This is a genomic window from Comamonas sp. CMM02 (assembly GCF_014851485.1).
Lineage (GTDB): Bacteria > Pseudomonadota > Gammaproteobacteria > Burkholderiales > Burkholderiaceae_C > Comamonas > Comamonas avium.
This window is the reverse complement of the sequence record NZ_JACUZW010000002.1, coordinates 297,570-320,613: the sequence shown is the minus strand read 5'-3', so window position 1 is coordinate 320,613 and position 23,044 is coordinate 297,570. Positions and strand designations below refer to the sequence as shown.

At 58.2% G+C, this 23,044-nt stretch carries 21 protein-coding genes; 6 read left to right on the top strand and 15 right to left on the bottom strand.

Going from position 1 to position 23,044, the window contains the following annotated elements; translation table 11 throughout:
* Window positions 1-175: 175 nt before the first annotated feature.
* From IB213_RS06625 to rodA, 4 genes are all read right to left on the bottom strand, one after another.
* Entirely contained in the window at window positions 176-1,327 is a 1,152-nt protein-coding gene (locus IB213_RS06625) for a 3-deoxy-7-phosphoheptulonate synthase (RefSeq protein ID WP_191723126.1), read from the bottom strand.
* A gap of 317 nt (window positions 1,328-1,644) precedes the next feature.
* Entirely contained in the window at window positions 1,645-3,105 is a 1,461-nt protein-coding gene (gene tldD, locus IB213_RS06620; protein ID WP_191723127.1) for a metalloprotease TldD, read from the bottom strand.
* Window positions 3,106-3,166: 61 nt separating this feature from the next.
* Window positions 3,167-3,511 carry a YegP family protein gene (locus IB213_RS06615; RefSeq protein ID WP_191723128.1) on the bottom strand — a complete coding sequence of 115 codons (345 nt, stop codon included), beginning with the start codon at window positions 3,509-3,511 and terminating at the stop codon, window positions 3,167-3,169.
* Window positions 3,512-3,622: 111 nt separating this feature from the next.
* Window positions 3,623-4,795 carry a rod shape-determining protein RodA gene (gene rodA / locus IB213_RS06610; RefSeq protein ID WP_191723129.1) on the bottom strand — a complete coding sequence of 391 codons (1,173 nt, stop codon included), beginning with the start codon at window positions 4,793-4,795 and terminating at the stop codon, window positions 3,623-3,625.
* An 83-nt stretch (window positions 4,796-4,878) separates the two neighbouring features.
* Here rodA and IB213_RS06605 point away from each other — a divergent pair, with 83 nt between their 5' ends.
* The 6 genes from IB213_RS06605 (at window position 4,879) to ruvC (ending at window position 10,867) form a co-directional block, all read left to right on the top strand.
* Window positions 4,879-5,463 (top strand): YqiA/YcfP family alpha/beta fold hydrolase, encoded by a 585-nt coding sequence (locus IB213_RS06605; RefSeq protein WP_191723130.1) that lies wholly within the window; start codon window positions 4,879-4,881, stop codon window positions 5,461-5,463.
* Between the two features lie 187 nt (window positions 5,464-5,650).
* Window positions 5,651-7,726: an RNB domain-containing ribonuclease gene (locus tag IB213_RS06600; RefSeq protein ID WP_192405789.1), complete on the top strand. Its 2,076-nt coding sequence runs from the start codon at window positions 5,651-5,653 to the stop codon at window positions 7,724-7,726.
* Window positions 7,723-8,583 carry an energy transducer TonB gene (locus tag IB213_RS06595; RefSeq protein WP_191723132.1) on the top strand — a complete coding sequence of 287 codons (861 nt, stop codon included), beginning with the start codon at window positions 7,723-7,725 and terminating at the stop codon, window positions 8,581-8,583. Before IB213_RS06600 ends, IB213_RS06595 begins: the two co-directional genes overlap by 4 nt.
* A 48-nt stretch (window positions 8,584-8,631) precedes the next feature.
* On the top strand, window positions 8,632-9,498 hold the full coding sequence (gene aroE / locus IB213_RS06590) for a shikimate dehydrogenase (protein ID WP_191723133.1): 867 nt from the start codon (window positions 8,632-8,634) through the stop codon (window positions 9,496-9,498).
* Window positions 9,495-10,214 carry a monofunctional biosynthetic peptidoglycan transglycosylase gene (gene mtgA, locus IB213_RS06585; protein WP_191723134.1) on the top strand — a complete coding sequence of 240 codons (720 nt, stop codon included), beginning with the start codon at window positions 9,495-9,497 and terminating at the stop codon, window positions 10,212-10,214. Before aroE ends, mtgA begins: the two co-directional genes overlap by 4 nt.
* A 95-nt stretch (window positions 10,215-10,309) precedes the next feature.
* Window positions 10,310-10,867, top strand: a complete 558-nt coding sequence (ruvC, locus tag IB213_RS06580; protein WP_191723135.1) for a crossover junction endodeoxyribonuclease RuvC — start codon at window positions 10,310-10,312, stop codon at window positions 10,865-10,867.
* 154 nt (window positions 10,868-11,021) lie between these two features.
* Here ruvC and IB213_RS18045 read toward each other — a convergent pair whose 3' ends face one another.
* From IB213_RS18045 to murD, 11 genes are all read right to left on the bottom strand, one after another.
* Entirely contained in the window at window positions 11,022-11,462 is a 441-nt protein-coding gene (locus IB213_RS18045) for an RcnB family protein (protein WP_225561008.1), read from the bottom strand.
* 187 nt (window positions 11,463-11,649) lie between these two features.
* Window positions 11,650-11,832, bottom strand: a complete 183-nt coding sequence (locus tag IB213_RS06570) for a hypothetical protein (RefSeq protein ID WP_191723136.1) — start codon at window positions 11,830-11,832, stop codon at window positions 11,650-11,652.
* Window positions 11,833-11,866: 34 nt separating this feature from the next.
* The gene (gene lpxC / locus IB213_RS06565) at window positions 11,867-12,790 is read right to left on the bottom strand and encodes a UDP-3-O-acyl-N-acetylglucosamine deacetylase (protein ID WP_192405788.1); all 924 of its coding nucleotides are present in this window, start codon (window positions 12,788-12,790) and stop codon (window positions 11,867-11,869) included.
* Window positions 12,791-12,956: 166 nt separating this feature from the next.
* Window positions 12,957-14,219, bottom strand: a complete 1,263-nt coding sequence (ftsZ, locus tag IB213_RS06560) for a cell division protein FtsZ (RefSeq protein ID WP_191723138.1) — start codon at window positions 14,217-14,219, stop codon at window positions 12,957-12,959.
* A gap of 115 nt (window positions 14,220-14,334) precedes the next feature.
* Window positions 14,335-15,564 (bottom strand): cell division protein FtsA, encoded by a 1,230-nt coding sequence (ftsA, locus tag IB213_RS06555; protein ID WP_191723139.1) that lies wholly within the window; start codon window positions 15,562-15,564, stop codon window positions 14,335-14,337.
* A 1-nt stretch (window position 15,565) separates the two neighbouring features.
* On the bottom strand, window positions 15,566-16,420 hold the full coding sequence (locus IB213_RS06550) for a cell division protein FtsQ/DivIB (protein ID WP_191723140.1): 855 nt from the start codon (window positions 16,418-16,420) through the stop codon (window positions 15,566-15,568).
* Window positions 16,420-17,400 (bottom strand): D-alanine--D-alanine ligase, encoded by a 981-nt coding sequence (locus IB213_RS06545; RefSeq protein ID WP_192405787.1) that lies wholly within the window; start codon window positions 17,398-17,400, stop codon window positions 16,420-16,422. Before IB213_RS06545 ends, IB213_RS06550 begins: the two co-directional genes overlap by 1 nt.
* A complete protein-coding gene (gene murC, locus IB213_RS06540; RefSeq protein WP_192405786.1) occupies window positions 17,400-18,830 on the bottom strand; it encodes a UDP-N-acetylmuramate--L-alanine ligase in 1,431 nt (476 codons plus the stop codon). Before murC ends, IB213_RS06545 begins: the two co-directional genes overlap by 1 nt.
* Window positions 18,827-19,891 (bottom strand): undecaprenyldiphospho-muramoylpentapeptide beta-N-acetylglucosaminyltransferase, encoded by a 1,065-nt coding sequence (gene murG / locus IB213_RS06535; protein ID WP_192405785.1) that lies wholly within the window; start codon window positions 19,889-19,891, stop codon window positions 18,827-18,829. Before murG ends, murC begins: the two co-directional genes overlap by 4 nt.
* The gene (gene ftsW, locus IB213_RS06530; RefSeq protein ID WP_191723144.1) at window positions 19,888-21,156 is read right to left on the bottom strand and encodes a putative lipid II flippase FtsW; all 1,269 of its coding nucleotides are present in this window, start codon (window positions 21,154-21,156) and stop codon (window positions 19,888-19,890) included. The genes murG and ftsW overlap by 4 nt, the downstream gene beginning before the upstream one ends.
* Window positions 21,153-23,036 carry a UDP-N-acetylmuramoyl-L-alanine--D-glutamate ligase gene (murD, locus tag IB213_RS06525; protein WP_192406075.1) on the bottom strand — a complete coding sequence of 628 codons (1,884 nt, stop codon included), beginning with the start codon at window positions 23,034-23,036 and terminating at the stop codon, window positions 21,153-21,155. Before murD ends, ftsW begins: the two co-directional genes overlap by 4 nt.
* Window positions 23,037-23,044 lie beyond the last annotated feature (8 nt).

The window sequence follows — 23,044 nt, the reverse complement described above, 5'->3', positions numbered from 1 at the left end:
ACAGCTTACCTACAGGCGCATGCGAAGTTAAGAGGCTATGTACCTGAAGCGCTACAAAAACTCTTAAAAAAGAAGAGCTGCCTGCGCAATACCAACAAGCGTTTGGGGCAAAAGTCACCACAAAGACAATCATTGTGCGAAGCGCGGCGCAAAAGCAGCGCTACGCACAGTGATTTCAGGCTACCAGCGCTTCTTGCTCAGCAGACTGATGACTGCGGCGCGTCTGTACTGCAGTGGACAGCTGCTCCAAGACATCCAGCGTGTCATTCCATCCAATGCAGGCATCGGTAATGCTCTGGCCATAGTTCAGACCGCTGGCTTGGTCCTTTCCGGGAGTGAATTTTTGTGCACCCGCCACCAGATGGCTCTCCAGCATCACACCAAAGATGCGCTTGGAGCCGGCTGCCATTTGTGCAGCAATATCGGCTGCCACGTCTTTTTGGCGCTCGTGCTGCTTCAGGCTGTTGGCATGGCTGCAGTCCACCATCAAGCTGGCAGGCAAGCCTGCTTTTTCCAAATCAGCGCAAGCCGCGGCGACGCTGCCTGCATCGTAGTTAGGCGTTTTCCCGCCACGCAAAATAACGTGGCAATCAGGATTGCCTGCGGTATGCACAATGGCAACCTGGCCATTTTTGTGCACTGACAGAAAGTGGTGACCATTGCTGGAAGACTGGATGGCATCGGTGGCAATGCGGATGTTGCCGTCCGTGCCGTTCTTGAAACCAATCGGTGCCGAAATACCCGAAGCCAGCTCGCGGTGAATCTGACTCTCGGTGGTACGCGCGCCAATGGCACCCCAGCTGATCAGATCGCCAATGTACTGGGGGGAGATCACATCCAGAAACTCGCTGGCCGCAGGCACGCCCAGACGGTTGATGTCAATCAGCAACTGGCGGGCAATGCGCAGACCCTCGTCAATGCGGTAGCTGCCATCCAGATAGGGGTCGTTGATCAAGCCCTTCCAGCCCACCGTGGTGCGGGGCTTTTCGAAGTACACGCGCATCACCACTTCCAGCGTATCTTTGTACTGCTCACGCACATCAGCCAGACGGCGGGCGTAATCCAGCGCGGCAGCAGGATCATGAATGGAGCACGGCCCCACGATAACCAGCAGCCGGTCATCGTCTCGCCCGTGCATGATGTTGCGAATAGCGTGGCGTGTGTCTGCCACCAGGGATTCCACAGATGTACCTTGGATGGGGAAGAAGCGGATGAGATGCTCAGGAGGGGGCAGCACGGTAATGTCCTTGATACGTTCGTCGTCGGTTTGGCCTGTTTTCTCTACCGAGCTGCGATACCAAGCTTCGCCATAAGTCTGTGCGTTCATGTCAGCCTCTTCGTCCTAAGAAATCGTGGGTATAAAAAAACCGCCGGGCTTTTCAGCTTCGGCGGTTTTTTTGGGAGGGGTGTTCGTTTGTGCGAGCGCTTGCCTCTCATCCGCCAGGGATTGAGAACCAAAAGTAAAAATAGAAAGCGCTACGTACTTGCATAGCGGATGACTTTAACACCGCGCATCGTGCACTGCAACACGCCGCAACCGCAACTTTCAAGAAATCTCCAAAAAACAAAACAAAAAAGGCTGATTCACACAAATGAATCAGCCTTTTAAAATTTTCACGCAGGAAAACTGCTTGACTTGAAAAATTAAGCAGTACCACCAACGGTAAGGCCATCAATGCGCATAGTGGGCTGACCGACGCCAACCGGCACGCTCTGGCCTTCCTTGCCGCAAGTACCTACGCCGCTATCGAGGCGCATGTCATTGCCAATCAGACTGACCTTTTTCATGCACTCTGGCCCATTGCCCACGAGGGTTGCGCCCTTGACGGGGTATTGGATCTTGCCGTTTTCCACCCAGTACGCCTGGCTGGCCGAAAACACAAACTTGCCACTGGTGATGTCTACCTGGCCACCGCCGAAGTTGGTGGCGTACAAGCCCTTTTTGATGGAGGCAATGATTTCCTGCGGATCTTTGTCACCACCCAGCATGTAAGTGTTGGTCATGCGAGGCATGGGCAAGCTGGCGTAGCTTTCGCGGCGGCCATTGCCTGTTGGCTGTACACCCATCAAACGCGCATTGAGCGAGTCTTGGATATAGCCTTTCAAGATGCCGTCTTCAATCAGCACGTTGGCCTGTGTGGGGCAGCCTTCGTCGTCCACGTTCAGTGAGCCACGGCGATCTGGCAAGGTGCCATCATCCAAAATAGTGACGCCCTTGGCCGCTACGCGCTCGCCAATGCGACCACTGAATGCACTGGAACCCTTGCGGTTGAAGTCGCCCTCCAGGCCATGACCCACCGCTTCATGCAGCAGCACGCCAGGCCAGCCGGGGCCAAGCACCACGACCATTTCGCCAGCAGGTGCCGGGCGCGAATCCAGATTGATCAGCGCCTGCTCCACAGCTTCATTCACGTACTCGGCAATTTGTGCATCGCTAAAGTAAGCCAGCCCAAAACGGCCACCGCCACCAGACGAGCCCACTTCACGGCGATCACCTTGCTCAGCGATTACCGTGACAGATAAGCGCACCAGGGGGCGAACGTCTGCAGCCAGCGTGCCATCGGCACGCGCCACCATGACCACGTCGTACTCGCTGGCCAAGCCGGCCATCACTTGCACTACACGGGGGTCTTTGGCACGGGCCAGTGTTTCCACCTTGCCCAGCAGCTCCACCTTGGCGGTGCTGTCCATCGTGGCAATGGGATCGATACCGGGGTACAGCGTGCGTGAAGGCGCAATCGTGGTTTTAGGAATGCGCACTTTGCGCTGCTGACTGCTGCCAGAGATGGCGCGTACTGTGCGCGCAGCATCCAGCAGCGAAGCCTCGGAAATATCGTCGGAATACGCGAATGCGGTTTTTTCACCGCTGACGGCGCGCACACCAACCCCCTGGTCAATAGAGAAGGAGCCTGTTTTTACAATGCCTTCTTCCAGACTCCAGCCCTCAGCACGGGTGTACTGAAAGTAAAGGTCAGCATCATCCACCTGGTTGGCGCGGATTTCCGCCAGCGCACGCGACAGGTGGGATTCATCCAAGCCAAAAGGCTCAAGCAACAGTTGCCGGGCAGTGGCCAGGCGCTCGATGGTGGGTTCGCGAGAGATCATGGCAGCAATTGTAGGCAGGCTGCCATGTCCCCGTCACGAGATGGCTTGAGCGGCAGAGGCGTTACGCCGTCGCTGCGCTTTGATCGTCCAGCACGGCGTCAGCCGCATTCTTCATGACAGAAGCGATACCGTTGTCGCGTGCAGCAACCGCGGTGTACATCTCACTTTGGCCAATGACCTGTCCGTTGGTGGCCTTGAGGGTGAAGTAGGGGGAGCCATCTTTGGCGTTGAGCTTGTCAAAGCGTGCTTCAACCACACCATTTTTTCGCACCGATTCAATGCCATTGAGGGCACTGGCTTTGGTTTCATACATTTCGCTGGCCAAAATGGCTTGGCCATTCGTGGCTTGGAGATTGAAAAAGAATTTACCGTTCTTGGATTTCTTCAACACGTACTTGGCTGCCATGGCAAGGACCCTTCAATAAAGATAAGAGCAAGCCACCATGGTTTGCTCCGCCCTCGTTTGTACGCCAACTCGGTCACTTCACACCAGCGCGCCAACCCGCCTGCTGCAACATTACAAGGTGTGTTTAGGCTCTGAAATGGACAGACGCTGTGAACGGGCCACCGACATGAGCACCCCCAGCGCCAGGCCCAGCGTCACCATGGCCGTGCCGCCATAGCTGAGAAACGGCAAAGGAACCCCCACCACCGGCAAGATGCCGCTGACCATGCCCATATTCACAAAGGCGTAGGTAAAGAAAATCATGGCCACTGCCGTGGCCATCAGGCGGCCAAACAAGGTCTGCGACTTCGCTGCAATGGCCAGCCCTCGCCACACGAGCAGCAAAAATCCCAGAATGAGCAGCAGATTGCCCGCCAGGCCGAACTCTTCGGAGAAGGCTGCAAAAATAAAATCAGTGGTGCGCTCTGGAATAAATTCCAGGTGGGTTTGCGTGCCGGCCATAAAGCCTTTCCCCCAGAGCCCGCCAGAGCCAATGGCGATCATGCCTTGAATGATGTGAAAACCTCGCCCCAGCGGATCGCGCATGGGGTCCAGCAAGGTGCAGACACGGGTGCGCTGGTAGTCATGCAAGAAATACCAGCTCATGCCGTCCTGGCACAGCCAGGGTTCGTTCCAAATCAACCAGCCAATAGCCACCACACCCAGCAATACGGGTGGCACCACCAGCTTCCAGGGCAAGCCTGCAAAGAAAATCACCGACAGGCCTGCCGCCATCACCAGCAGCGACGTTCCCAGATCAGGCTGTTTCATGATCAGCGCCACAGGCACGATCAGCAAAGCAAACGCGATCACAAAATCCACCGCCCGCAGCGCGCTCTCTCTGCGGTGAAACCACCACGCCAGCATCAAAGGCGCAGCAATTTTCAAAATTTCTGAGGGCTGAATCACCACACCGATGTTGACCCAGCGCTGCGCGCCCTTGCGTGTAATGCCAAACAGCAGCACAGCAATCAGCAAGGCCACGCCCAATGCATACAGCGGCACAGCAATGGCCATCAGTTTTTGCGGCGGAATTTGGGCCACCACAAACAAAATGCCCACAGCCAGCAACATATTGCGCCCATGGTCTACAAACCGTGTGCCATGGTCGTATCCTGCGGAATACATAGCCATCAGCCCTATGCTTGCCAGCCAGCCGATCAGCAGCAGCAAAATAGGATCAAAGCCGCGAAACATCGGCAAGATACGTTGAAGAATGTTGGGTTTGTCAAATTCGGCGGGCATAGCGTGCAATTATCTGCTGAGCGCTCTGCCTGCTGTTATCACTGATGCACCTGCACCCAGGATTTGTGAGGAACCTCCGGAATATGCCCACCACCCATTTGCTGTATTTGCACGGTTTTCGCTCATCGCCGCAGTCCAACAAGGCGCGCACCATGGCGCACTACGTGCAGGGCCAGCACCCCAGCGTGACCTGGTATTGCCCTCAGCTGCCCCCCTCACCCAAAGCCGCGATGGACATGGTGATGGCCCACGTGCAGGACTGGCCCAGCGCGCAGATGGCCGTGATTGGCTCTTCGCTGGGGGGCTACTACGCCACCTGGGTGGCGCATCAAAAGCACTGCAAATCAGTGCTGCTCAACCCCGCGGTGTATCCAGACCATTCGCTGGAACACCACATTGGCCAGCAAACCAGCTGGCACAACCCGCAAGAAGCCTTCTTCTTCAAGCCCGAATACATTCAGCAGCTGCGCGACCTGGCGCTGCACGATCTGGCTGCCCCGGCACCACAACTGGGCATTTTTGCCAAGGGTGACGAGGTCCTGGACTGGCGCCAGATGGTGGCGCGCTATCCCGAGGCTGAACAAGTCATTTTGGAAGGCGGCGACCACGCCATCAGCGACTTTGACAGTCACATCTCGCGCATTCTGGATTTTCTGGATTTGGCCTGACATCAAAACAGAATCAAAAACCAGAGCTGCCTGCGCTTTTTATAAGGCGTTTTCAGATAGTTTTCTATCTAAAAACTAGCACTGACAAGCGCTGACAGCTTCTTTTTTAAAAGCACATACTGCCCAAGTGCCGCGTAGGATGCAAACACCCTCTGGGGGAAATCCACGGCGTGGGACAATCGACTCTATGCACGCATTGTTTGAAGATGCCGGTAAATTTTTGGCCGGCCGTATCCTGTCCGAGGCCGATGCCTCCTCCCAAATTGAGCTTGGTTCCGGCAAACGGGTCAAGGTCAAGGCCGCCAACATTCTGCTCAAGTTTGAAAAGCCCGAACCCGCAGCTCTGATGGAGCAAGCCGAAAGCGTGGCAGCCACGATTGAGCTGGACCTGGCCTGGGAGTTTGCACCCGATGAAGAATTTGGCTTTGCCGACATTGCACGCGACTATTTCTCGGACAGTGCCCCGCTGACACAGCAAGCCGGCATGCTGTTTGCGCTCTACGGCGCGCCGCATTACTTTCGCCGTGCAGGCAAGGGCCGCTTCAAGAAAGCGCCTGCTGAAATCCTGCAGCAAGCGCTGGTGGCCATTGAAAAGAAGAAACAGCTGCAGGCGCAGATTGAAAGCTGGGCGCAAGAGCTGGTGGCAGGCACAACGCCCCAGGCCATTCGCGATGAGCTGTACAAAATTCTGTTCAAGCCCGACAAAAACGCGCCTGAATACAAGGCCGTGGTCGAGGCCAGCCGCAACGCGCACAAAGCGCCACTGGAGCTGCTGCAAGCCGCTGGTGCCATTGATTCGGCCTACCAGTTCCACTGGAAGCGTTTCCTGTTCGAGAACTTCCCCAAGGGCACGCGCTTCCCCGACGTGACTGCACCGCAGCCTCCGTCCGATTTGCCGCTGGCCGATGTGCAGGCCTACTCCATCGACGACTCCATGACCACGGAAATCGACGATGCACTGTCTGTACAAGGCCTGGGCAGTGGCACTGTCACGCTGGGCATTCACATTGCAGCGCCAGGTCTGGCCATCCAGCCCGGCTCTGACCTGGACAAGCTGGGCCGTGCTCGCCTGTCTACGGTCTACATGCCTGGCTACAAAATCACCATGCTGCCCGATGAAGTGGTGCAGATCTACACGCTGGACGAAGGCCGTGCCAATCCCGCCGTTTCGCTGTATGTGACCTACGACGAAGCCACGCTGGAAGTCAAAGACAAAGTCACCAAGCTCGAGCGCGTGCCCGTGGCGGTCAATTTCCGCCACGACAAGCTGGACCACATCGTCACCGAAGAATGGCTGGCCAACCCACAGCTGCAGGTACAAGACACTCCCGCCAATCTGCTGGAACGCCGCCAGGAGCTGATGTTCCTGCACCGCCTGGCCAAGCACCTCAAGGCGGGCCGCGAACAGGTGCGCGGCAAGCCCGAGAACTTCTCGCGCCCTGACTACACGTTCCGTCTGGAAGGCAATGACGACGCAGAACCCCAGGGCAACGAGATTGTCAGCATCACCACGCGCAAGCGCGGTGCACCGCTGGACCTGATCGTGGCCGAGGCGGCGATTGTGGCCAACAGCACCTGGGGCAGCTGGATGGCTGAGATGGGCGTGCCCGGCATCTACCGCAGCCAGGCCAGCATGGCCCCCGGCGTCAAGGTGCGCATGTCGACCAAGGCGTTGCCCCATGCCGGTATCGGCGTCAAGAGCTACTCATGGGCCACCTCGCCCCTGCGCCGTTATGTGGACTTGGTCAACCAGTGGCAAATCATTGCCTGCGCACGCCATGGCGCAACCGCAGCGCTGGCGGCTCCCTTCAAGCCCAAGGATGCCGAGTTGTTCGGCATCATCAGCAGCTTTGACGGTGCCTACAGTGCCTACAACGGTTACCAGGCAGGGATGGAGCGTTTCTGGACGCTGAAGTATCTGGAGCAAAACGCCATCACCGAGATCGACGGCGCCGTCATCAAGGACAACGGCCCCAACGGGGTGCTGGTGCGCGCCGATACGCTGCCTCTGGTCATCAGCGTGGCCGGTGCCCAGGCACTGCCACGTGGAGCGCGTGTGCGTGTGAAATTGGGCGAGATTGACGAAATCACGCTCGATATTCACGGCACAGTGACCGAGAGGCTGGACGATCCCAACGATGACAGCGATGATGCGCCACTTGACGATGCCGCCGAGGACGATGATGCCGAAGCCGGCCCCATCGCCATTGCGGTGGATGTCAATGAAACCGACAGCCCCAGCGCCGATACCCCTGCACCGTGAAACTGCCCGCCGCGTTCCGCTCCATGTCCACGCTCACCCTCACTTTGGGGGTGTCGATAGCCATTCATGCCGTATTGCTGACCGTGCGCTTTGTCGCACCTGAGCAGTTCAACCGCGTTTTCCAAGACACCCCCTTGGAAGTGATTTTGGTGAATGCGCATACGCAGGAGCGGCCGGAAAAAGCCCAGGCCATTGCCCAGGCGGCTTTGGCTGGCGGCGGGGATGCCGCACAGGGCCGGGCCACCAGCCCGATGCCTTATTCCGCGCTGACGGCCATTGGCGATGATTTTGAGGAGCGCCAAAAAAAGCTGGACAGCCTGCAGGAGCAGCAGGCCGTCATGCTCACGCAGGTGCGCAAGCAGCTGTCCAGCATGCCCCAGTTTGACCCGCGCGAGGCAGCCAACAAACAAGACCGCGAGCAGCAAGATGAAAAGCGCAAGCAGCTCATCAAGCTGCTGGCTGAGATTGAAAAGCGCATCAACGAAGAAAACGCGCGCCCCAAGAAACGCTACATCAGCCCGGCCACGCGCGAAGAGGTGTATGCCGTGTATTACGACGGTCTGCGCCGCAAGGTGGAAGACAAGGGCACCGAAAATTTCCCCGAGCATGCGGGTAAAAAACTGTATGGCGAGCTGGTCATGGTGCTGACCGTGAACCACGATGGCCGAGTGGTGGAAACCGAAATTGTGCAAGGCTCAGGCAACCGCCAGCTGGATACCCGTGCGCAGGCCATCGCCCGCGCAGCAGGACCGTTTGGCCACTTTGGCCCCGCCATGCGCGCCCGCGCCGATCAGATTGCCGTGGTTTCCCGCTTTAATTTCACCCGTGAGCAGACGCTGGAAACCAACGTCCGCTAAATCAGCCGCATTTTCTGCATTGCAGCGGCGCTTTTGCAGCCCTACCCTATGCCGTCTTCTATCCCCAGCACCGATTTGTACTGCGTCTTTGGCAACCCCGTGGCACACAGCCGATCGCCGTGGATCCATGCGCGCTTTGCACAGCTGACCCAGCAGCCCATCGTGTATGCGCGCCGTCTGGTGCCACTTAGTGGCTTTACCCAAGACCTGCAATGCCTGATCGATCAGGGCGGCAGAGGCTGCAACATCACGGTACCTTTCAAGCTCGATGCCGCGCAGGCCGCCCACAGCCGCAGCCCGCGCGTAGAGCTGGCTGGCGCAGCCAACACTCTGGTCATTGATGCGCAAGGCCGCATTCATGCGGACAACACCGATGGACTGGGTCTGGTGGCCGACATCACCCGCAACGCTGGCGTAGCCATCACTGGCAAAGACATCTTGCTGATTGGCGCTGGTGGTGCCGCTGCCGGTGTGCTGGGGCCGCTGCTGGAGCAAAACCCGCGCAGCATCACCGTGTGCAACCGCACGTTCAGCAAAGCCCAGGCTTTGGTCGATCAGCATGCTGATTTGGCCAAGACACAAAAAGTCGCGCTGCTTGCCCAGGAGCAGCAAGCGCTGCAAGGCGATTTCGACATCATCATCAACGCCACCGCTGCCAGCCTGCAAGGCGCAGGCATTCCTGTACCCGCCAGCGTATTGCGTGCAGGCAGTCTGGCCTACGACATGATGTACGGCCCCGCAGCCGCCGCTTTCCTGCAATGGGCACAGGCCCATGGCGCCGTAGGCCGCGACGGTCTGGGCATGCTGGTTGAACAAGCGGCGGAGTCTTTTGCACTGTGGCGTGGCGTACGCCCGCCCTCCAGCCAGGTATTGCAAGAACTGCGCGAAGTACTCGCGCAAGAAGCCCAGGCATGAAAGCCTTTGGCCGCTGGCTGGCCATTGTTCTGTGTGCCTTGCTGGCGCTGCAGGCGTTCTTTGTCGCGCGCATTGCCCTGGCCGTCTGGTGGGACCCCCAATCCACCACTTTTCAGCGCTCAGAGATGTGGCGCATCTGGCACCAGTCGGCCCAGCATCGCCCCTGGCAGCAGCAATGGGTGGACTACGCCCAGATCTCCCCCCATCTCAAGCGCGCCGTACTCACGTCTGAAGACGATGGTTTCATGGACCACGACGGTGTGCAGTGGGATGCCATTGAGCGCGCCTGGGAGCGCAACCAAAAAGCGCTGGAACGCGCACAAACCCGGCCCAATGCCAAACCCGTGGTGATCTATGGCGGCTCCACCATCACACAGCAACTGGCAAAAAACCTGCTGCTCTCTGGTGAACGCAGCTTTTTGCGCAAAGGCCAGGAGCTGCTGCTGGCGCACACGCTGGAGCTGTTCTTGAGCAAGCAGCGTATTTTGGAGATTTACCTGAACAACGTCGAATGGGGCCAAGGCATTTTTGGTGCAGAAGCGGCGGCACGCTTTTACTTTCGCAAAAGTGCGGCGCAACTGACGGCACCCGAAGCAGCCCGTCTGGCTGTCATGCTGCCGCGCCCACGCTATTACGAGCAAAATCCCAATTCACGCTACCTGCATGCGCGCACCAGCACCATCTTGCGCCGCATGGGTGGCACGGCGTTGCCGTGATGGCACGCGTATCATGCAGGCACGTTGCACCTGCTTGCACCAGCGAACATCGCCTTCAAGACTTCAACCCCAAGCGCTGACAGCTCACTTTATTCATGCGAATTCTTGGCATTGACCCCGGCCTGCAAACCACAGGCTTTGGCGTAATTGAACGCGATGGCCAGCACCTGCGCTACGTGGCCAGCGGCACCATCCGCACCACACGCACCGAAGGGGTGGAGCTGGGCAATCTGCCTGCACGTCTGAAGATTTTGTTCGAAGGCATCAATGAAGTCGTAGAGCGCTATCAGCCCGAAACGGCTGTCATTGAAATCGTGTTTGTCAACGTGAACCCGCAATCCACGCTGCTGCTCGGCCAAGCCCGCGGCGCGGCGCTGACGGCCCTGGTCACCAACAATTTGCCCGTGGCCGAATACACGGCGCTGCAAATGAAAAAGGCCATCACCGGCCATGGCCGTGCAGCCAAGTCGCAAATTCAAGAAATGGTCAAACGCATGCTGCAGCTGCCCGGTCTGCCAGGCACTGACGCGGCAGATGCCCTGGGCCTGGCCATTACGCACGCCCACGCAGGTGCCATGCTGCACAAGCTGGGCCAGGAATCCACCCTGAACCGCAAGCAGCACGCCATGCTCAAGGGCGGCCGGGCCTATTAAGCAGCCCTGCGCCACCAAGAAAAAACGACCCGCGCGGGTTGTTTTTTTGTGAAGAAATATCTATAAATAATAGCTACCTTCGCTTGTGCACCATACATTTCAGGTACAAATCCACCTAAAAACGTTTATACAACTGCGTTAACAGCTCTTATTTTTAACGTACGCCATTGATAAGCAACTGGGCAATCACACCCGAAGCAATGGCCACCAGCATGTAATCACCGCCATAGCGCACCCAGTGGTATCCACGTGGTGGCTGGTGCAGGCGGTGTCTGCGCCAATCGTTAACCACATAGCGTGAGCCACGATAGTGGGGCGGAATGCGCGAACCCTGCACCCAGTTGTACTGCGGCCCAGCACCCCGGTAGTAATGCGCCACCGGCGGTGGAGGTGGGCGGTGCCCATGGTGCATACGCGGGCCAGGGCGATGCCCGTGCTGCCAACCCGGGTGCTGCCCGTGCTTAGGTCCTTGAGCATGCGGTGGTGGCCCATGGTGGCGTGGCCCGCCGTATGGCTGAGCGTGTGCCTGCGTGCTGGTAGCCAAAGTCAAAAATGCTGCGACAGCGACGGCAAAAGTCAAACGATGGAGTTGCATGACGCGCCCTTTCTACGAAAAAGACTGCAGCCACAAGGGCTGTTACAGGCTCCATCATGCGAGTGAAAACAAGAAAACGATGCTGCCAAAACGCGGCTTTACCGAACTTTGCGCAGTCCTGAGCAGGCTTTGCAAGCGCTTTACAGATGCAAAAACCTGCACCGCTGCGGCTTTTGGATCAGCGCCCCTACACCACCATGAAACGAGACAGGCCCAGCACGGCAAAAAATGCCAATCCAGCAATCACCGCCCATTTCAAAATGACGAGGCCCCAGCGGCGGTAATACACCCTGCCTGTGCCCAGATAAAAGACAAAGCACAGCGCAGAACTGATCAACAAAGCAAAAAGCAGCCAGCGAAAAATCAACATGGCTGCTTTATACCGTGATTCAACGGGTGAATCACTACCAGGCCAGCGTTGTCTGCGTAAAGCCTGCAGGCGCCTTGCGCTCACTGTCGAAAGTGACAAATTCCCAATTGGCACCATCGGCCAGCACAGCCCTGATCAACTGGTTGTTCATGCCATGGCCTGAGCGAAAAGCGCTGTAAGCACCCAAGATGGGGTGGCCAATCACGTACAGGTCCCCGATGGCATCCAGAATTTTGTGTTTGACAAACTCATCGTCATAACGCAAACCGTCACTGTTCAGGACCTTGTAGTCATCCATCACGATGGCGTTGTCCAGACCACCACCCAAGGCCAGTCCGTTGGTGCGAAGCATCTCTACATCGCGCGTAAAGCCAAAGGTACGGGCACGCGCGATATCGCGCATGTAGTTGCCTTCGCCCATATCGAACTCAAACGACTGCCCGGTGGAATCCACCGCAGGGTGCGAGAAATCGATCTCAAACTTGAGTTTGAAGCCGTGGTAAGGATCAAAGCGCGCCCATTTCAGGTTGGCACCTTCACCTTCCCGCACTTCGACGGGCTGCTTGATGCGGATGAACTTTTTAGCGGCATTTTGAAGCTCGATGCCCGCGCTTTGCAGCAGAAAAACGAACGATGAGGAGGAACCATCCAAAATTGGAACTTCCTCAGCCGTGATATCGATGTACAGGTTGTCAATGCCAAGGCCGCACAGAGCCGACATCAGATGCTCAATGGTGTGCACCTTGGTGCTGCCTACGCCAATGGTCGAGGCCATGCGGGTATCCACCACAGCCTGGGCCGTGATCGGAATATCCACCGGCTCGGGCAAGTCGACCCGACGGAACACAATGCCCGTGTCAGGCTGCGCCGGGCGCAGCGTCATCTCGACGCGCTGGCCGCTGTGCAGGCCCATACCGACGGCACGGGTAATAGTCTTGATCGTACGTTGCTGAAGCATGTTGCAATTTTACTGGGCGAGGGGCTTTGGGTGCCCTTTTAAGGATATGGATTTATCTATAACGCCCATTGATGTACTTTGTTGACGTCATCGAGACCGCCACCGCAGCAGACATAAAAAAACCGAGCCAAACTGGCTCGGTTTTTTGTGACAGAACGCAGTCGCCTTAGTCAGCTTGCTTGCGCAGAAACGCTGGAATTTCCAGGTCATCCATACCACCCGAAGACAGTGCATCCACACGCGCAGCTGCCTGGGTACGGTTGGTGCGCCACACGCTGGGCACGCTCACGTCGCCGTAGCCTCCGCCCATGCCACCGCTGGCAGCGCCCACCGAAGGTGCGGCACCACTTGCGTTACCCATAGCGACACCGCCCATGGCTGCCGTGGTCGCCCCTGCATATGCAAAGTTACCATCGGTACCTGTGCGCAAGCCGCCTTGCACCACCGACATGGCCTGGCGACGCGCCAAAGGACGCGACAGGCCTGTGGCCACCACGGTCACGCGGATGTCATCGCCCAGCGAGTCGTCATACGCAGCGCCGTAAATCACATGGGCCTCTTGCGAAGCATAGGCATTGATGGTGGACATGGCCAAACGAGATTCGGCCAGCTTCAGGCTGCCCTTGGCTGCGGTCACCAGCACCAGTACACCCTTGGCACCCGACAAATCGATACCTTCCAGCAATGGGCAGGCCACCGCTTGCTCGGCAGCAATGCGTGCACGGTCAGGGCCTGAAGCACGGGCCGTACCCATCATGGCCTTGCCTGGCTCGCCCATCACGGTGCGCACGTCTTCAAAGTCGACGTTCACGTGGCCGTATTCGTTGATGATTTCAGCAATACCGCCCACGGCGTTCTTGAGCACATCGTTGGCCTGCGCGAAAGCTTCTTCCTGGGTGATGTCATCGCCCAGCACTTCCAGCAGCTTTTCGTTGAGCACCACGATCAGTGAGTCGACGTTGGCTTCCAGCTCGGTCAAGCCACCATCTGCATTGGTCATGCGACGGCCACCTTCCCATTCGAAAGGCTTGGTCACGACACCCACAGTCAGAATGCCCATTTCCTTGGCCACACGTGCGATCACAGGTGCAGCACCCGTACCTGTGCCGCCGCCCATGCCGGCAGTAATGAACAGCATGTGCGCGCCTTCAATGGCTGCACGAATGTCATCCACCGCCGCTTCTGCTGCTTCACGGCCCTTGTCAGGCTTGCTTCCTGCGCCCAGGCCGCTCAAGCCCAACTGAATGGTGCGATGTGCATTGCTGCGAATCAATGCTTGAGCGTCTGTGTTGGCGCTGACGAATTCAACGCCCTGCACATTGCTCGCAATCATGTGTTCAACGGCGTTGCTGCCGCCGCCGCCAACACCGATCACCTTGATCTGTGTGCCCTGATTGAATGTTTCGGCTTCGATCATTTCGATGGTCATGATGGTGCTCCTGGAGATTTTTTAAATAGGTTCGCTTGTGCCGTATTGGTGGCTTCTCTTCGGTGTCGAAAATCAGTGGGGGGACCCGTGATGCGCATGCGTCGAGAGTTCATGGTTAGAAGTTTCCCACAATGAAGTCTTTAAATCGACCAAAAGCCGTCTTCACAGACCCACTCTTTTGTGCCACCTTGAAACCGCGCAATCTTCCTTGTCGCGCTTCTTCCAACAAACCCATGACCGTGGCAGAGCGAGGCTGGGCCACCATATCGGCCAGTGCACTCGCATATTTCGGCACGCCCCGGCGTACAGGCTTGAGGAAAATGTCCTCACCCAACTCGACCATCCCTGGCATCACTGCACTGCCACCGGTCAGCACGATGCCCGAAGAGAGCACCTCTTCGTAGCCCGACTCACGGATGACTTGCTGTACCAACGAGAAAATTTCTTCGACACGCGGCTCAATCACACCTGCCAGCGCCTGCTTGCTGATCATGCGCGGCGCACGGTCACCCAGACCAGGCACTTCCACCTGACTGTCTGGGTCTGCCAGCATTTGCTTGGCGTAGCCGCTTTCCACCTTGATGTCTTCGGCATCCTTGGTCGGCGTGCGCAGTGCCATTGCAATATCACTGGTGATCAAATCACCGGCAATGGGAATGACGGCTGTATGGCGGATTGCACCGCCGGTGAAAATGGCCACATCAGTCGTGCCTGCGCCAATATCCACCAAAGCAACGCCCAGATCGCGCTCGTCATCGGTCAACACGGCTTGGCTGGCTGCCAAGGGATTGAGCAGCAGTTGCTCCACCTCCAGGCCACAGCGGCGCACACATTTGATGATGTTTTCCGCAGCGCTTTGCGCACCCGTGACGATGTGCACCTTCGCTTCCAAGCGGATGCCGCTCATTCCCACGGGCTCTTTGACGTCTTGGCCGTCAATCACAAACTCTTGCGGCTCAACCAGCAGCAAGCGCTGATCCGAGGAAATGCTCACCGCCTTGGCGGTCTCAATCACACGCGCCACATCCGTGGGCGTCACTTCCTTGTCCTTGATGGCCACCATGCCACTTTGGTTCAAGCCGCGAATGTGGCTTCCGGTGATGCCGGTATACACGCGCTGAATCTTGCAATCGGCCATCAGCTCGGCTTCTTTGAGCGCCTGCTGAATGCTTTGCACAGTCGCCTCAATGTTCACCACCACACCACGCTTTAAGCCATTGCTTGGTGCAACGCCAAGACCTGCCAGCTTGAGCTCGCCGCTGGGCATGACTTCGGCGACCACGGCCATGACCTTGGCGGTGCCAATGTCCAAACCGACGACGACGTCTTTGTACTCTCTTGCCATATCAGTGCCTGCCCTCAGTAGGTCGTGTTTTTTTACTGTCCTGTTGCTGCCGCGCTGCGAGGCGCTTGGCCATCTCCAGCGCTTTCTCGCGCGACACCGTGGTCACGCCGCGCAGTCTCAAGGCATAGCCGTCTGGATAGCGCAAATCGGCATACTCCAAAGCATCGGCCGTCCGTTGGTACTGCTGTGCAATTTGCGGCAGTGTGCGTACAAAACGTTGAATACGCTGCAGCACTTCCTGCTCTTTTCCGCCACCGAGCTCAATGCTGGCACCGTTTTCCAGCTGCACCAGCCAGCTGCCACGGTCTCGCAGTACCAGCGCATCAATCGGAGTGCTCATGTCTTCAAAGGCTGGCTCCAGGGCGTAGTACATGCGCAAGACATCCACTGCCGAGCCCTCAGGACCAGAAAGACGAGGCAAGCCTTCACGCTCCACCTCGCCTACGTTTGCCTCAAAGACTTCACCCATGGTGTTCACCATGGCGGTGCCTGTATCCGGGCCCCAATATGCCTGCGCCTCATGCTCACGCAAAATCACACGCAGACCATTGGGGTACTCACGGCGCACCTCCGCCTCTCTCACCCAGGGCACTTGTTCGAAGGCCTTGCGCGCATCTTTCAAATCCACAGTGAAAAAATTGCCGGTGAGGTGCGGAGCCACATTCGCGCGCAGCGTGACGGCATTGTTATGGACCAGTTCACCCTCCACCACAATGCGCGCAATCGAGAAAGCGGGGTGGCGCAAAGCCCACCAGCTCACCACCGCCAGCAACAAGACAGCCACACCCGCGAACATGGCCGTTGCGGTCACATTCATGAGTTTGACGTCAAATGGTGCTGACATGGAGTAGCTCATCAGATTGCCGGCTCCTGCGGTGAAGTGTTATCCAGCGCAGCTGCTGCCAGGATCGTCAGGCACAGCTGCTCGTAGCTCATCGCCTGCGCACGCGCAGCCATCGGTACCAGCGAGTGGCTGGTCATGCCCGGAGATGTATTGATTTCCAGCAAGAAGGGCTGGCGATCGCTCTTGCGGATCATCACGTCGGCACGGCCCCAGCCACGGCAGCCCAAGGTGCGAAACGCTTTTTCCACAATCTGCTGAATACGCACTTCTTCATCTGCAGGCAGACCACTGGGGCAGTGGTACTGCGTGGTGTCAGTGAAGTACTTGTTCTGGTAATCGTAGTTGCCGCCGGGTGCCTCAATACGGATCACGGGCAAGGCCGCAGCACCGGAGCCAGAGCCCAAGACAGCGCACGTGGTCTCATCGCCGGCAATAAATTGCTCGCACAGCACTTCTTCGTCGTACTGGGCTGCCAAGGCATAGGCTTGAGCGCACTGACCGGCATCCGTCACCTTGGTCAGGCCCATGCTGGAGCCATCACGTGCGGGCTTGACGATCATGGGTGCGCCCAAGGCGGCAAACGCCTGACTGGTTTCTTGTGCGCTACCGACCATGCGCCAATCGGGCGTAGGCAAGCCTTCAAAACGCCAGATGCGCTTGGTCATGACCTTGTCCATGGCAATGCTCGACGCCATCACCCCAGAGCCGGTGTAAGGAATACCCAGCAACTCCAAAGCGCCCTGCACCGTACCGTCTTCACCGAAACGACCGTGCAAAGCGATAAAGCAGCGGTCAAAACCCTGCTTTTTCAATGCATCAAGACTTTGCTGCGCAGGGTCAAATGCATGTGCATCTACACCTTGAGAGCGCAAGGCATCCAGAACACCCTGGCCTGACATGAGGGAGACCTCACGTTCGGACGAGCGCCCGCCCATCAGTACGGCAACCTTGCCCAGGGCGTGCACATCTATATTTTTCATATTCATGCTCATCACGCAGACCCTTTCTGCGCTTGTAGCTCTTTTTTCTCTAGCATTTCAACCAGTTGCGACGGCACAGCGCCGATCGATCCCGCCCCCATACAAAGCACCACATCACCTGACTGCGCATTGTCCGCAATTACTTGCGGTAAATCACCAATTTTCTCAATAAAAATTGGTTCAACGCGGCCTGCCACACGCACAGCACGCGCCAGTGCGCGGCCATCTGCGGCAACCACGGGTGTTTCTCCTGCGGCATACACTTCGTTGAGCAAGACAACATCCGCGTCGCCCAAAACCTTTACAAAGTCTTCAAAGCAATCGCGTGTACGGGTGTAGCGGTGGGGTTGAAAAGCCAGCACCAGGCGATGCCCCGGGAAAGCGCCCCGTGCAGCAGCCAAAGTGGCGGCCATCTCTACAGGGTGGTGGCCATAGTCATCAATCACGGTGAAAGTGCCGCCTTGCTTGCATGGCAAATTGCCGTAGCTCTGAAAGCGCCGCCCCACACCCTTGAAACCTTCCAGGGCACGCAGCAAGGCGTCGTCCGCAATTTCCAGCTCCATGGCAATTGCGACAGCAGCCAGCGCATTCAGGACGTTGTGCTCGCCCGCCAAACTCAGGCGGACATCCAGCTCAGGATAGATGTGGCCGTTTTGTCGCAGCACCTTAAAGCACATTTGCCCATGCTCAGCGCGCACGTCAACAGCACGCACCTGCACATCCTCAGCAAAGCCATAGGTGGTCACTGGGCGGGCCAGCGTCGGCAAGATATCGCGCACAGCCGGGCTTTCGGCGCACACGATGGCACGGCCATAGAAAGGCATGCGGTGCAGGAAATCGACGAATGCCTGCTTGAGCCTGCCGAAATCGTGACCGTAAGTCTCCATGTGGTCAGCATCAATGTTCGTGATCACCGCCATCACTGGCAGCAAATTCAGGAACGACGCATCGGACTCGTCGGCTTCCACCACGATGTAGTCGCCTTGCCCCAGCTTGGCATTGGCACCCGCACTATTGAGCTTGCCGCCAATCACAAACGTGGGGTCCAGCCCGGCCTCAGCCAGCACACTGGTCACCAGGCTGGTTGTCGTGGTCTTGCCGTGTGCACCGGCAATGGCAATGCCTTGCTTAAAGCGCATCAACTCCGCCAGCATCAAAGCACGGGGGACAACGGGAATTTTGCGTGCGCGCGCTTGCAGCACTTCGGGGTTGTCTGCCTGCACTGCCGTCGAAGTCACCACCACATCCGCTGCTTGCACATGCGCTGCGTCGTGGCCCACAAAGGTGTGGATGCCCAGCGCCTGCAAACGCTGCAAGGTGGCACTCTGCGCTAAATCTGAGCCGGAGACGGCATAGCCGAGGTTGTGTAAAACCTCAGCAATACCACTCATCCCGGAGCCGCCCAGGCCCACAAAGTGGATGTTTTGAATGGCGTGTTTCATGCGGCGAGCTCCTCGCACGCGGCAACCACTTCACGGGTTGCATAAATCTTCTGCATCGTTTTCGCTTTAAGAGCAACGTTCAAGAGCGTTGAACGCTGCATATTCTGTAGCATTTTTGCTAGTTTTTGTGCATTCAATGCATCTTGTTGCATTAACCACCCACCACCAGCGTCCACGATGAAGCGGGCATTGGCGGTCTGGTGGTCATCCACCGCATGGGGAAACGGCACATAAATGGCCGCCGCACCAATGGCTGCAATCTCCGTGACGGTGCTGGCCCCCGCACGGCAGATCACCAAATCTGCCTCTGCAAAGGCTTGCGCGGTATCTTCAATGAACGGCGTCAGCTCTGCCTGCACACCGGCTGCGGCATAGTTGGCACGCAGCGCTTCAATTTGTTTGGCCCCGCTTTGGTGAACGACTTCAGGACGCTCTTCGGCTGGCAACAAGGCCAGAGCCTGAGGCACGATGTCATTCAACGCCTTGGCACCCAAACTGCCGCCCACTACCAATACTTTGAGCGGACCGGTGCGGCCTTCAAAACGCACCGCTGGCTCAGCCTGCTGCAAAAATGCGGGGCGCAAGGGATTGCCCACCCACTGGGCTTTGACAAGCGCATTGGGAAATGCTTCAAACACACGGTCAGCCACGCTGGCCAGCACCTTGTTGGCAGTTCCGGCCACAGAGTTTTGCTCGTGCAAGACCAGTTTCTTGCCTGCCAGCACGCCCATCATTGCACCCGGAAAAGTGATGTACCCACCAAAACCGACCAGCACATCAGGCTGAACCCGGCGCACCACAGCCAGTGCCTGCCAAAAGGCTCGCAGTAATCGCAATGGCAGCAATGCCAAAGTCTTCAGCCCCTTGCCACGGACACCGGAGAACTCAATCGTTTCCAGTTCAAAACCCTGCACGGGCACCAAGCGCGACTCCATGCTGCCCGGGGCGCCCAGCCAGTGCACGCGCCAACCTTGCTCACGCAATGCTTGTGCCACGGCCAAGCCCGGGAAGATGTGCCCCCCCGTGCCGCCCGCCATGATCAAAGCAACTTTTTCTTTCATGACTTTCTCATCCTCGGACTGAGGAGCTTGTTCTCGTAATCAATTCGCAAAACCACCGCAATCGCGATCAAATTCATCAAGATTGCGGATCCCCCAAAACTCATCAGCGGCAAGGTCAGCCCCTTGGTAGGCAAAGCCCCCAGGTTCACACCCATGTTGATAAAAGCCTGGAAGCCAAACCACAGCGCCACGCCTTGTGCGACCAGGCCTGAGAACACACGGTCCAGCGCGATGGCTTCGCGGCCAATCTCGGTGATACGTCGGGCGATCCAGACAAACGCAATGATCAAGATGAGGATGCCGACAAAGCCGAACTCCTCACCAATGACAGACAGCAGGAAGTCGGTATGCGCCTCTGGCAGCCAGTGCAGTTTTTCCACACTGCGCCCCAGACCCACGCCAAACAGCTCTCCGCGCCCGATGGCAATCAAGGCATGCGAGAGCTGGTAGCCCTTGCCCAGGGCGTGGTCGACAGAAAATGGATCCAGATAGGCAAAGATGCGCTCACGCCGCCATGGTGAAAACGCGATCATCATCACGAAGGCCCCCACCACCAGCGCAGCCATCAGGAAGAACATGCGTGCGTTCACCCCGCCCAGAAACAAGATGCCCATGGAGATCACGACGATCACCATGAAAGCGCCCATATCAGGCTCGGCCAGCAGCAACACCCCGACAAAGAACACGGCAGCAGCCATGGGCAGCACGGCTCGGAAGAAGCGCTCTTTCACGTCCATGCGCCGCACCATGTAGTCCGCCGCATACACCAGCACAGCAAACTTGGCCAGCTCTGACGGTTGAAAATTCATGATGCCCAGTGGCAACCAGCGCCGGGCACCATTGACCACCAGACCCACGCCGGGCACCAGCACCATCACCAGCAAGAACAGCGCCAGCAAAAACATGGGGATAGCCAGGCGCTCCCAGGTTTTCATCGACACCTGAAACGCCAGCAGTGCAGCCACAAAGCCCACGCCCAGTGCCATCGCATGGCGCAGCAAAAAGTGATAGGGCTCAATTTTGCCGAAACGCGGGTTGTCCGGCATCGCAATCGATGCGGAATACACCATCACCAGCCCCCAGGCCAGCAAGGCAATCACGACCCAGATCAAAGCCTGGTCCAGACCCAAGGCCGTGGCCGGCAAAGCACGGGTATTGCGATATTCCGTGCCCCCAACACGCACAGGCAAGACGTCGACCGGCTTGTCCGCAGCACCGCGGAACCAGCCTTGCAGACGATCGCGTACATGGGTCAGCGTATTCATCCGCCGTAGCCCTCCAGCACCTGGCCGGCTTCGTCGGCCAGTTCTTGTACCGCAGCCACAAAGGCCTGTGCGCGGTGGGCATAGTCACGGTACATGTCCATGCTGGCGCAGGCAGGTGACATGAGCACCGCATCGCCTGCCTTGGCATGGGCCGCCGCCGATTGCACGGCCTGGTCCATGTCGATGGCGTCCAGCAGCGGCACGCCTGTCTCTTGCAGCGCTTGCTTGATCAAAGGCGCATCACGGCCGATCAAGACCACGGCACGCACATAGCGCGAGACCGGAGAGGCCAAAGGCCCAAAGTCCTGGCCCTTACCCAGACCACCCAAAATCAAAACAATGCGGCGATCGGCCCCCAGCCCCGTCAGAGCGGCGACCGTGGCACCCACATTGGTGCCCTTGCTGTCGTCAAAATACTCCACGCCATGCACCATGCCAATGGGCTCAACGCGGTGGGGCTCACCCCGGTATTCACGCAAACCGTAAAGCATGGGTGCCAACGATGCCCCAGCCGCTTGCGCCAGCGCCAGTGCTGCCAAGGCATTGGTTGCGTTGTGGCGGCCACGAATGCGCAGCGCATCGGCGGGAAGTAGCCGCTGCATGACCAATTCTTCTTGCGGATCGCGTGCGCGGCGGCCGGCGTTGTCCACATCCATGGCGCGCACCAGCCAGGCCATGCCTGCCACCATCTCGATGCCAAAGTCACCAGGATTGCGCGGCATGTCAGCCCCGAACGTCAGGTGGGCACGCAGTTGAGGCTTTTGCAGCTTGACCTTGACGGGCGGAGGCAGCATGTCCATGACGACAGGGTCTTCGCGGTTGAGCACCATCAACCCGCTTTGACCAAAAATGCGTGCCTTGGCTGCTGCGTAGCCAGCCAGACTGCCGTGCCAGTCCAAATGGTCCTGCGTGATGTTGAGCACGACAGCTGCGGTGGGCTCGAAACCTTGCACGCCATCGAGCTGAAAGCTGGACAGCTCCAGCACCCAGACCTGGGGCAAATGCTCCGCATCAATGCGGGCACTCAAGGTATCGAGCAACGTAGGGCCGATGTTGCCCGCCACGGCGGCGTGCATGCCGGCGTGCTCCAGCAGCTTGCCTGTGAGCGAAGTGACCGTGGTCTTGCCATTGGTACCCGTAATGGCCAGCACTTTGGGCTGGTAGCCGTGCGCTGTGTTCAGCCCTTGCAAGGCTGCGGCAAACAAATCCAGCTCACCGCCTACTGGCAGCCCAATGGCGCGCGCCGCATCGACGACGGGGGCGATGGTGTCGGGCGTCAGGCCGGGAGAGCGATAGACCGAGGTCAGATGCTGGCCATCGACCAAAGCGCGGCTGAGCGGACCGCCGACAAACCGCGCCTCAGGCAATTGAGTGCGCAGCAGCTCCAGCTGGGGCGGTGCTTCGCGTGTATCGGCCACCGTCACCTGTGCGCCCGCACGTGTGCACCAGCGCGCCATGGAAATGCCCGATGCGCCCAGGCCCAAAATTAAGACATGCTGACCTTGCAGGTGCTGCGCCTGGCCCAGCGGCCACTGCGCAGGCACGGGGGGCCAATCTACAGCGGGTACATCGTCTACAGGCTGCGCCGTCGTGACTTCGGCATCGCCTGCATCAGACATGCTGGGGTCCGTAAAAATTTGCGCCACAAAGGCGGCTGCATCTTTGGCGGCAGTCAGTGAAGCCACATCCGGCACAGGCTCTGCCCACGCAGGCGTCACCCCCACCTCAATTTCAGGAGCTATCAGCGCTTGCCCATCTTGCGTTTCAGATACATTTATATCTGAAACCTTTGACTCATCTACGCTGATAGCTCCTAAATTTTCATTGACAACCACGGCCTCTGCCACTGCATCGGTGGTGGTCGATGTGGTGTGTGGCATATCCTGTG

Excerpts from the sequence above, each read along its gene's own strand:
- IB213_RS06625 (WP_191723126.1), bottom strand. The coding sequence starts at position 1,327 with ATGAACGCACAGACTTATGGCGAAGCTTGGTATCGCAGCTCGGTAGAG.
- tldD (WP_191723127.1), bottom strand. The coding sequence starts at position 3,105 with ATGATCTCTCGCGAACCCACCATCGAGCGCCTGGCCACTGCCCGGCAA.
- IB213_RS06615 (WP_191723128.1), bottom strand. The coding sequence starts at position 3,511 with ATGGCAGCCAAGTACGTGTTGAAGAAATCCAAGAACGGTAAATTCTTT.
- rodA (WP_191723129.1), bottom strand. The coding sequence starts at position 4,795 with ATGCCCGCCGAATTTGACAAACCCAACATTCTTCAACGTATCTTGCCG.
- IB213_RS06605 (WP_191723130.1), top strand. The coding sequence starts at position 4,879 with ATGCCCACCACCCATTTGCTGTATTTGCACGGTTTTCGCTCATCGCCG.
- IB213_RS06600 (WP_192405789.1), top strand. The coding sequence starts at position 5,651 with ATGCACGCATTGTTTGAAGATGCCGGTAAATTTTTGGCCGGCCGTATC.
- aroE (WP_191723133.1), top strand. The coding sequence starts at position 8,632 with ATGCCGTCTTCTATCCCCAGCACCGATTTGTACTGCGTCTTTGGCAAC.
- mtgA (WP_191723134.1), top strand. The coding sequence starts at position 9,495 with ATGAAAGCCTTTGGCCGCTGGCTGGCCATTGTTCTGTGTGCCTTGCTG.
- ruvC (WP_191723135.1), top strand. The coding sequence starts at position 10,310 with ATGCGAATTCTTGGCATTGACCCCGGCCTGCAAACCACAGGCTTTGGC.
- IB213_RS18045 (WP_225561008.1), bottom strand. The coding sequence starts at position 11,462 with ATGCAACTCCATCGTTTGACTTTTGCCGTCGCTGTCGCAGCATTTTTG.
- IB213_RS06570 (WP_191723136.1), bottom strand. The coding sequence starts at position 11,832 with ATGTTGATTTTTCGCTGGCTGCTTTTTGCTTTGTTGATCAGTTCTGCG.
- lpxC (WP_192405788.1), bottom strand. The coding sequence starts at position 12,790 with ATGCTTCAGCAACGTACGATCAAGACTATTACCCGTGCCGTCGGTATG.
- ftsZ (WP_191723138.1), bottom strand. The coding sequence starts at position 14,219 with ATGACCATCGAAATGATCGAAGCCGAAACATTCAATCAGGGCACACAG.
- ftsA (WP_191723139.1), bottom strand. The coding sequence starts at position 15,564 with ATGGCAAGAGAGTACAAAGACGTCGTCGTCGGTTTGGACATTGGCACC.
- IB213_RS06550 (WP_191723140.1), bottom strand. The coding sequence starts at position 16,420 with ATGAGCTACTCCATGTCAGCACCATTTGACGTCAAACTCATGAATGTG.
- IB213_RS06545 (WP_192405787.1), bottom strand. The coding sequence starts at position 17,400 with ATGAGCATGAATATGAAAAATATAGATGTGCACGCCCTGGGCAAGGTT.
- murC (WP_192405786.1), bottom strand. The coding sequence starts at position 18,830 with ATGAAACACGCCATTCAAAACATCCACTTTGTGGGCCTGGGCGGCTCC.
- murG (WP_192405785.1), bottom strand. The coding sequence starts at position 19,891 with ATGAAAGAAAAAGTTGCTTTGATCATGGCGGGCGGCACGGGGGGGCAC.
- ftsW (WP_191723144.1), bottom strand. The coding sequence starts at position 21,156 with ATGAATACGCTGACCCATGTACGCGATCGTCTGCAAGGCTGGTTCCGC.
- murD (WP_192406075.1), bottom strand. The coding sequence starts at position 23,036 with ATGCCACACACCACATCGACCACCACCGATGCAGTGGCAGAGGCCGTG.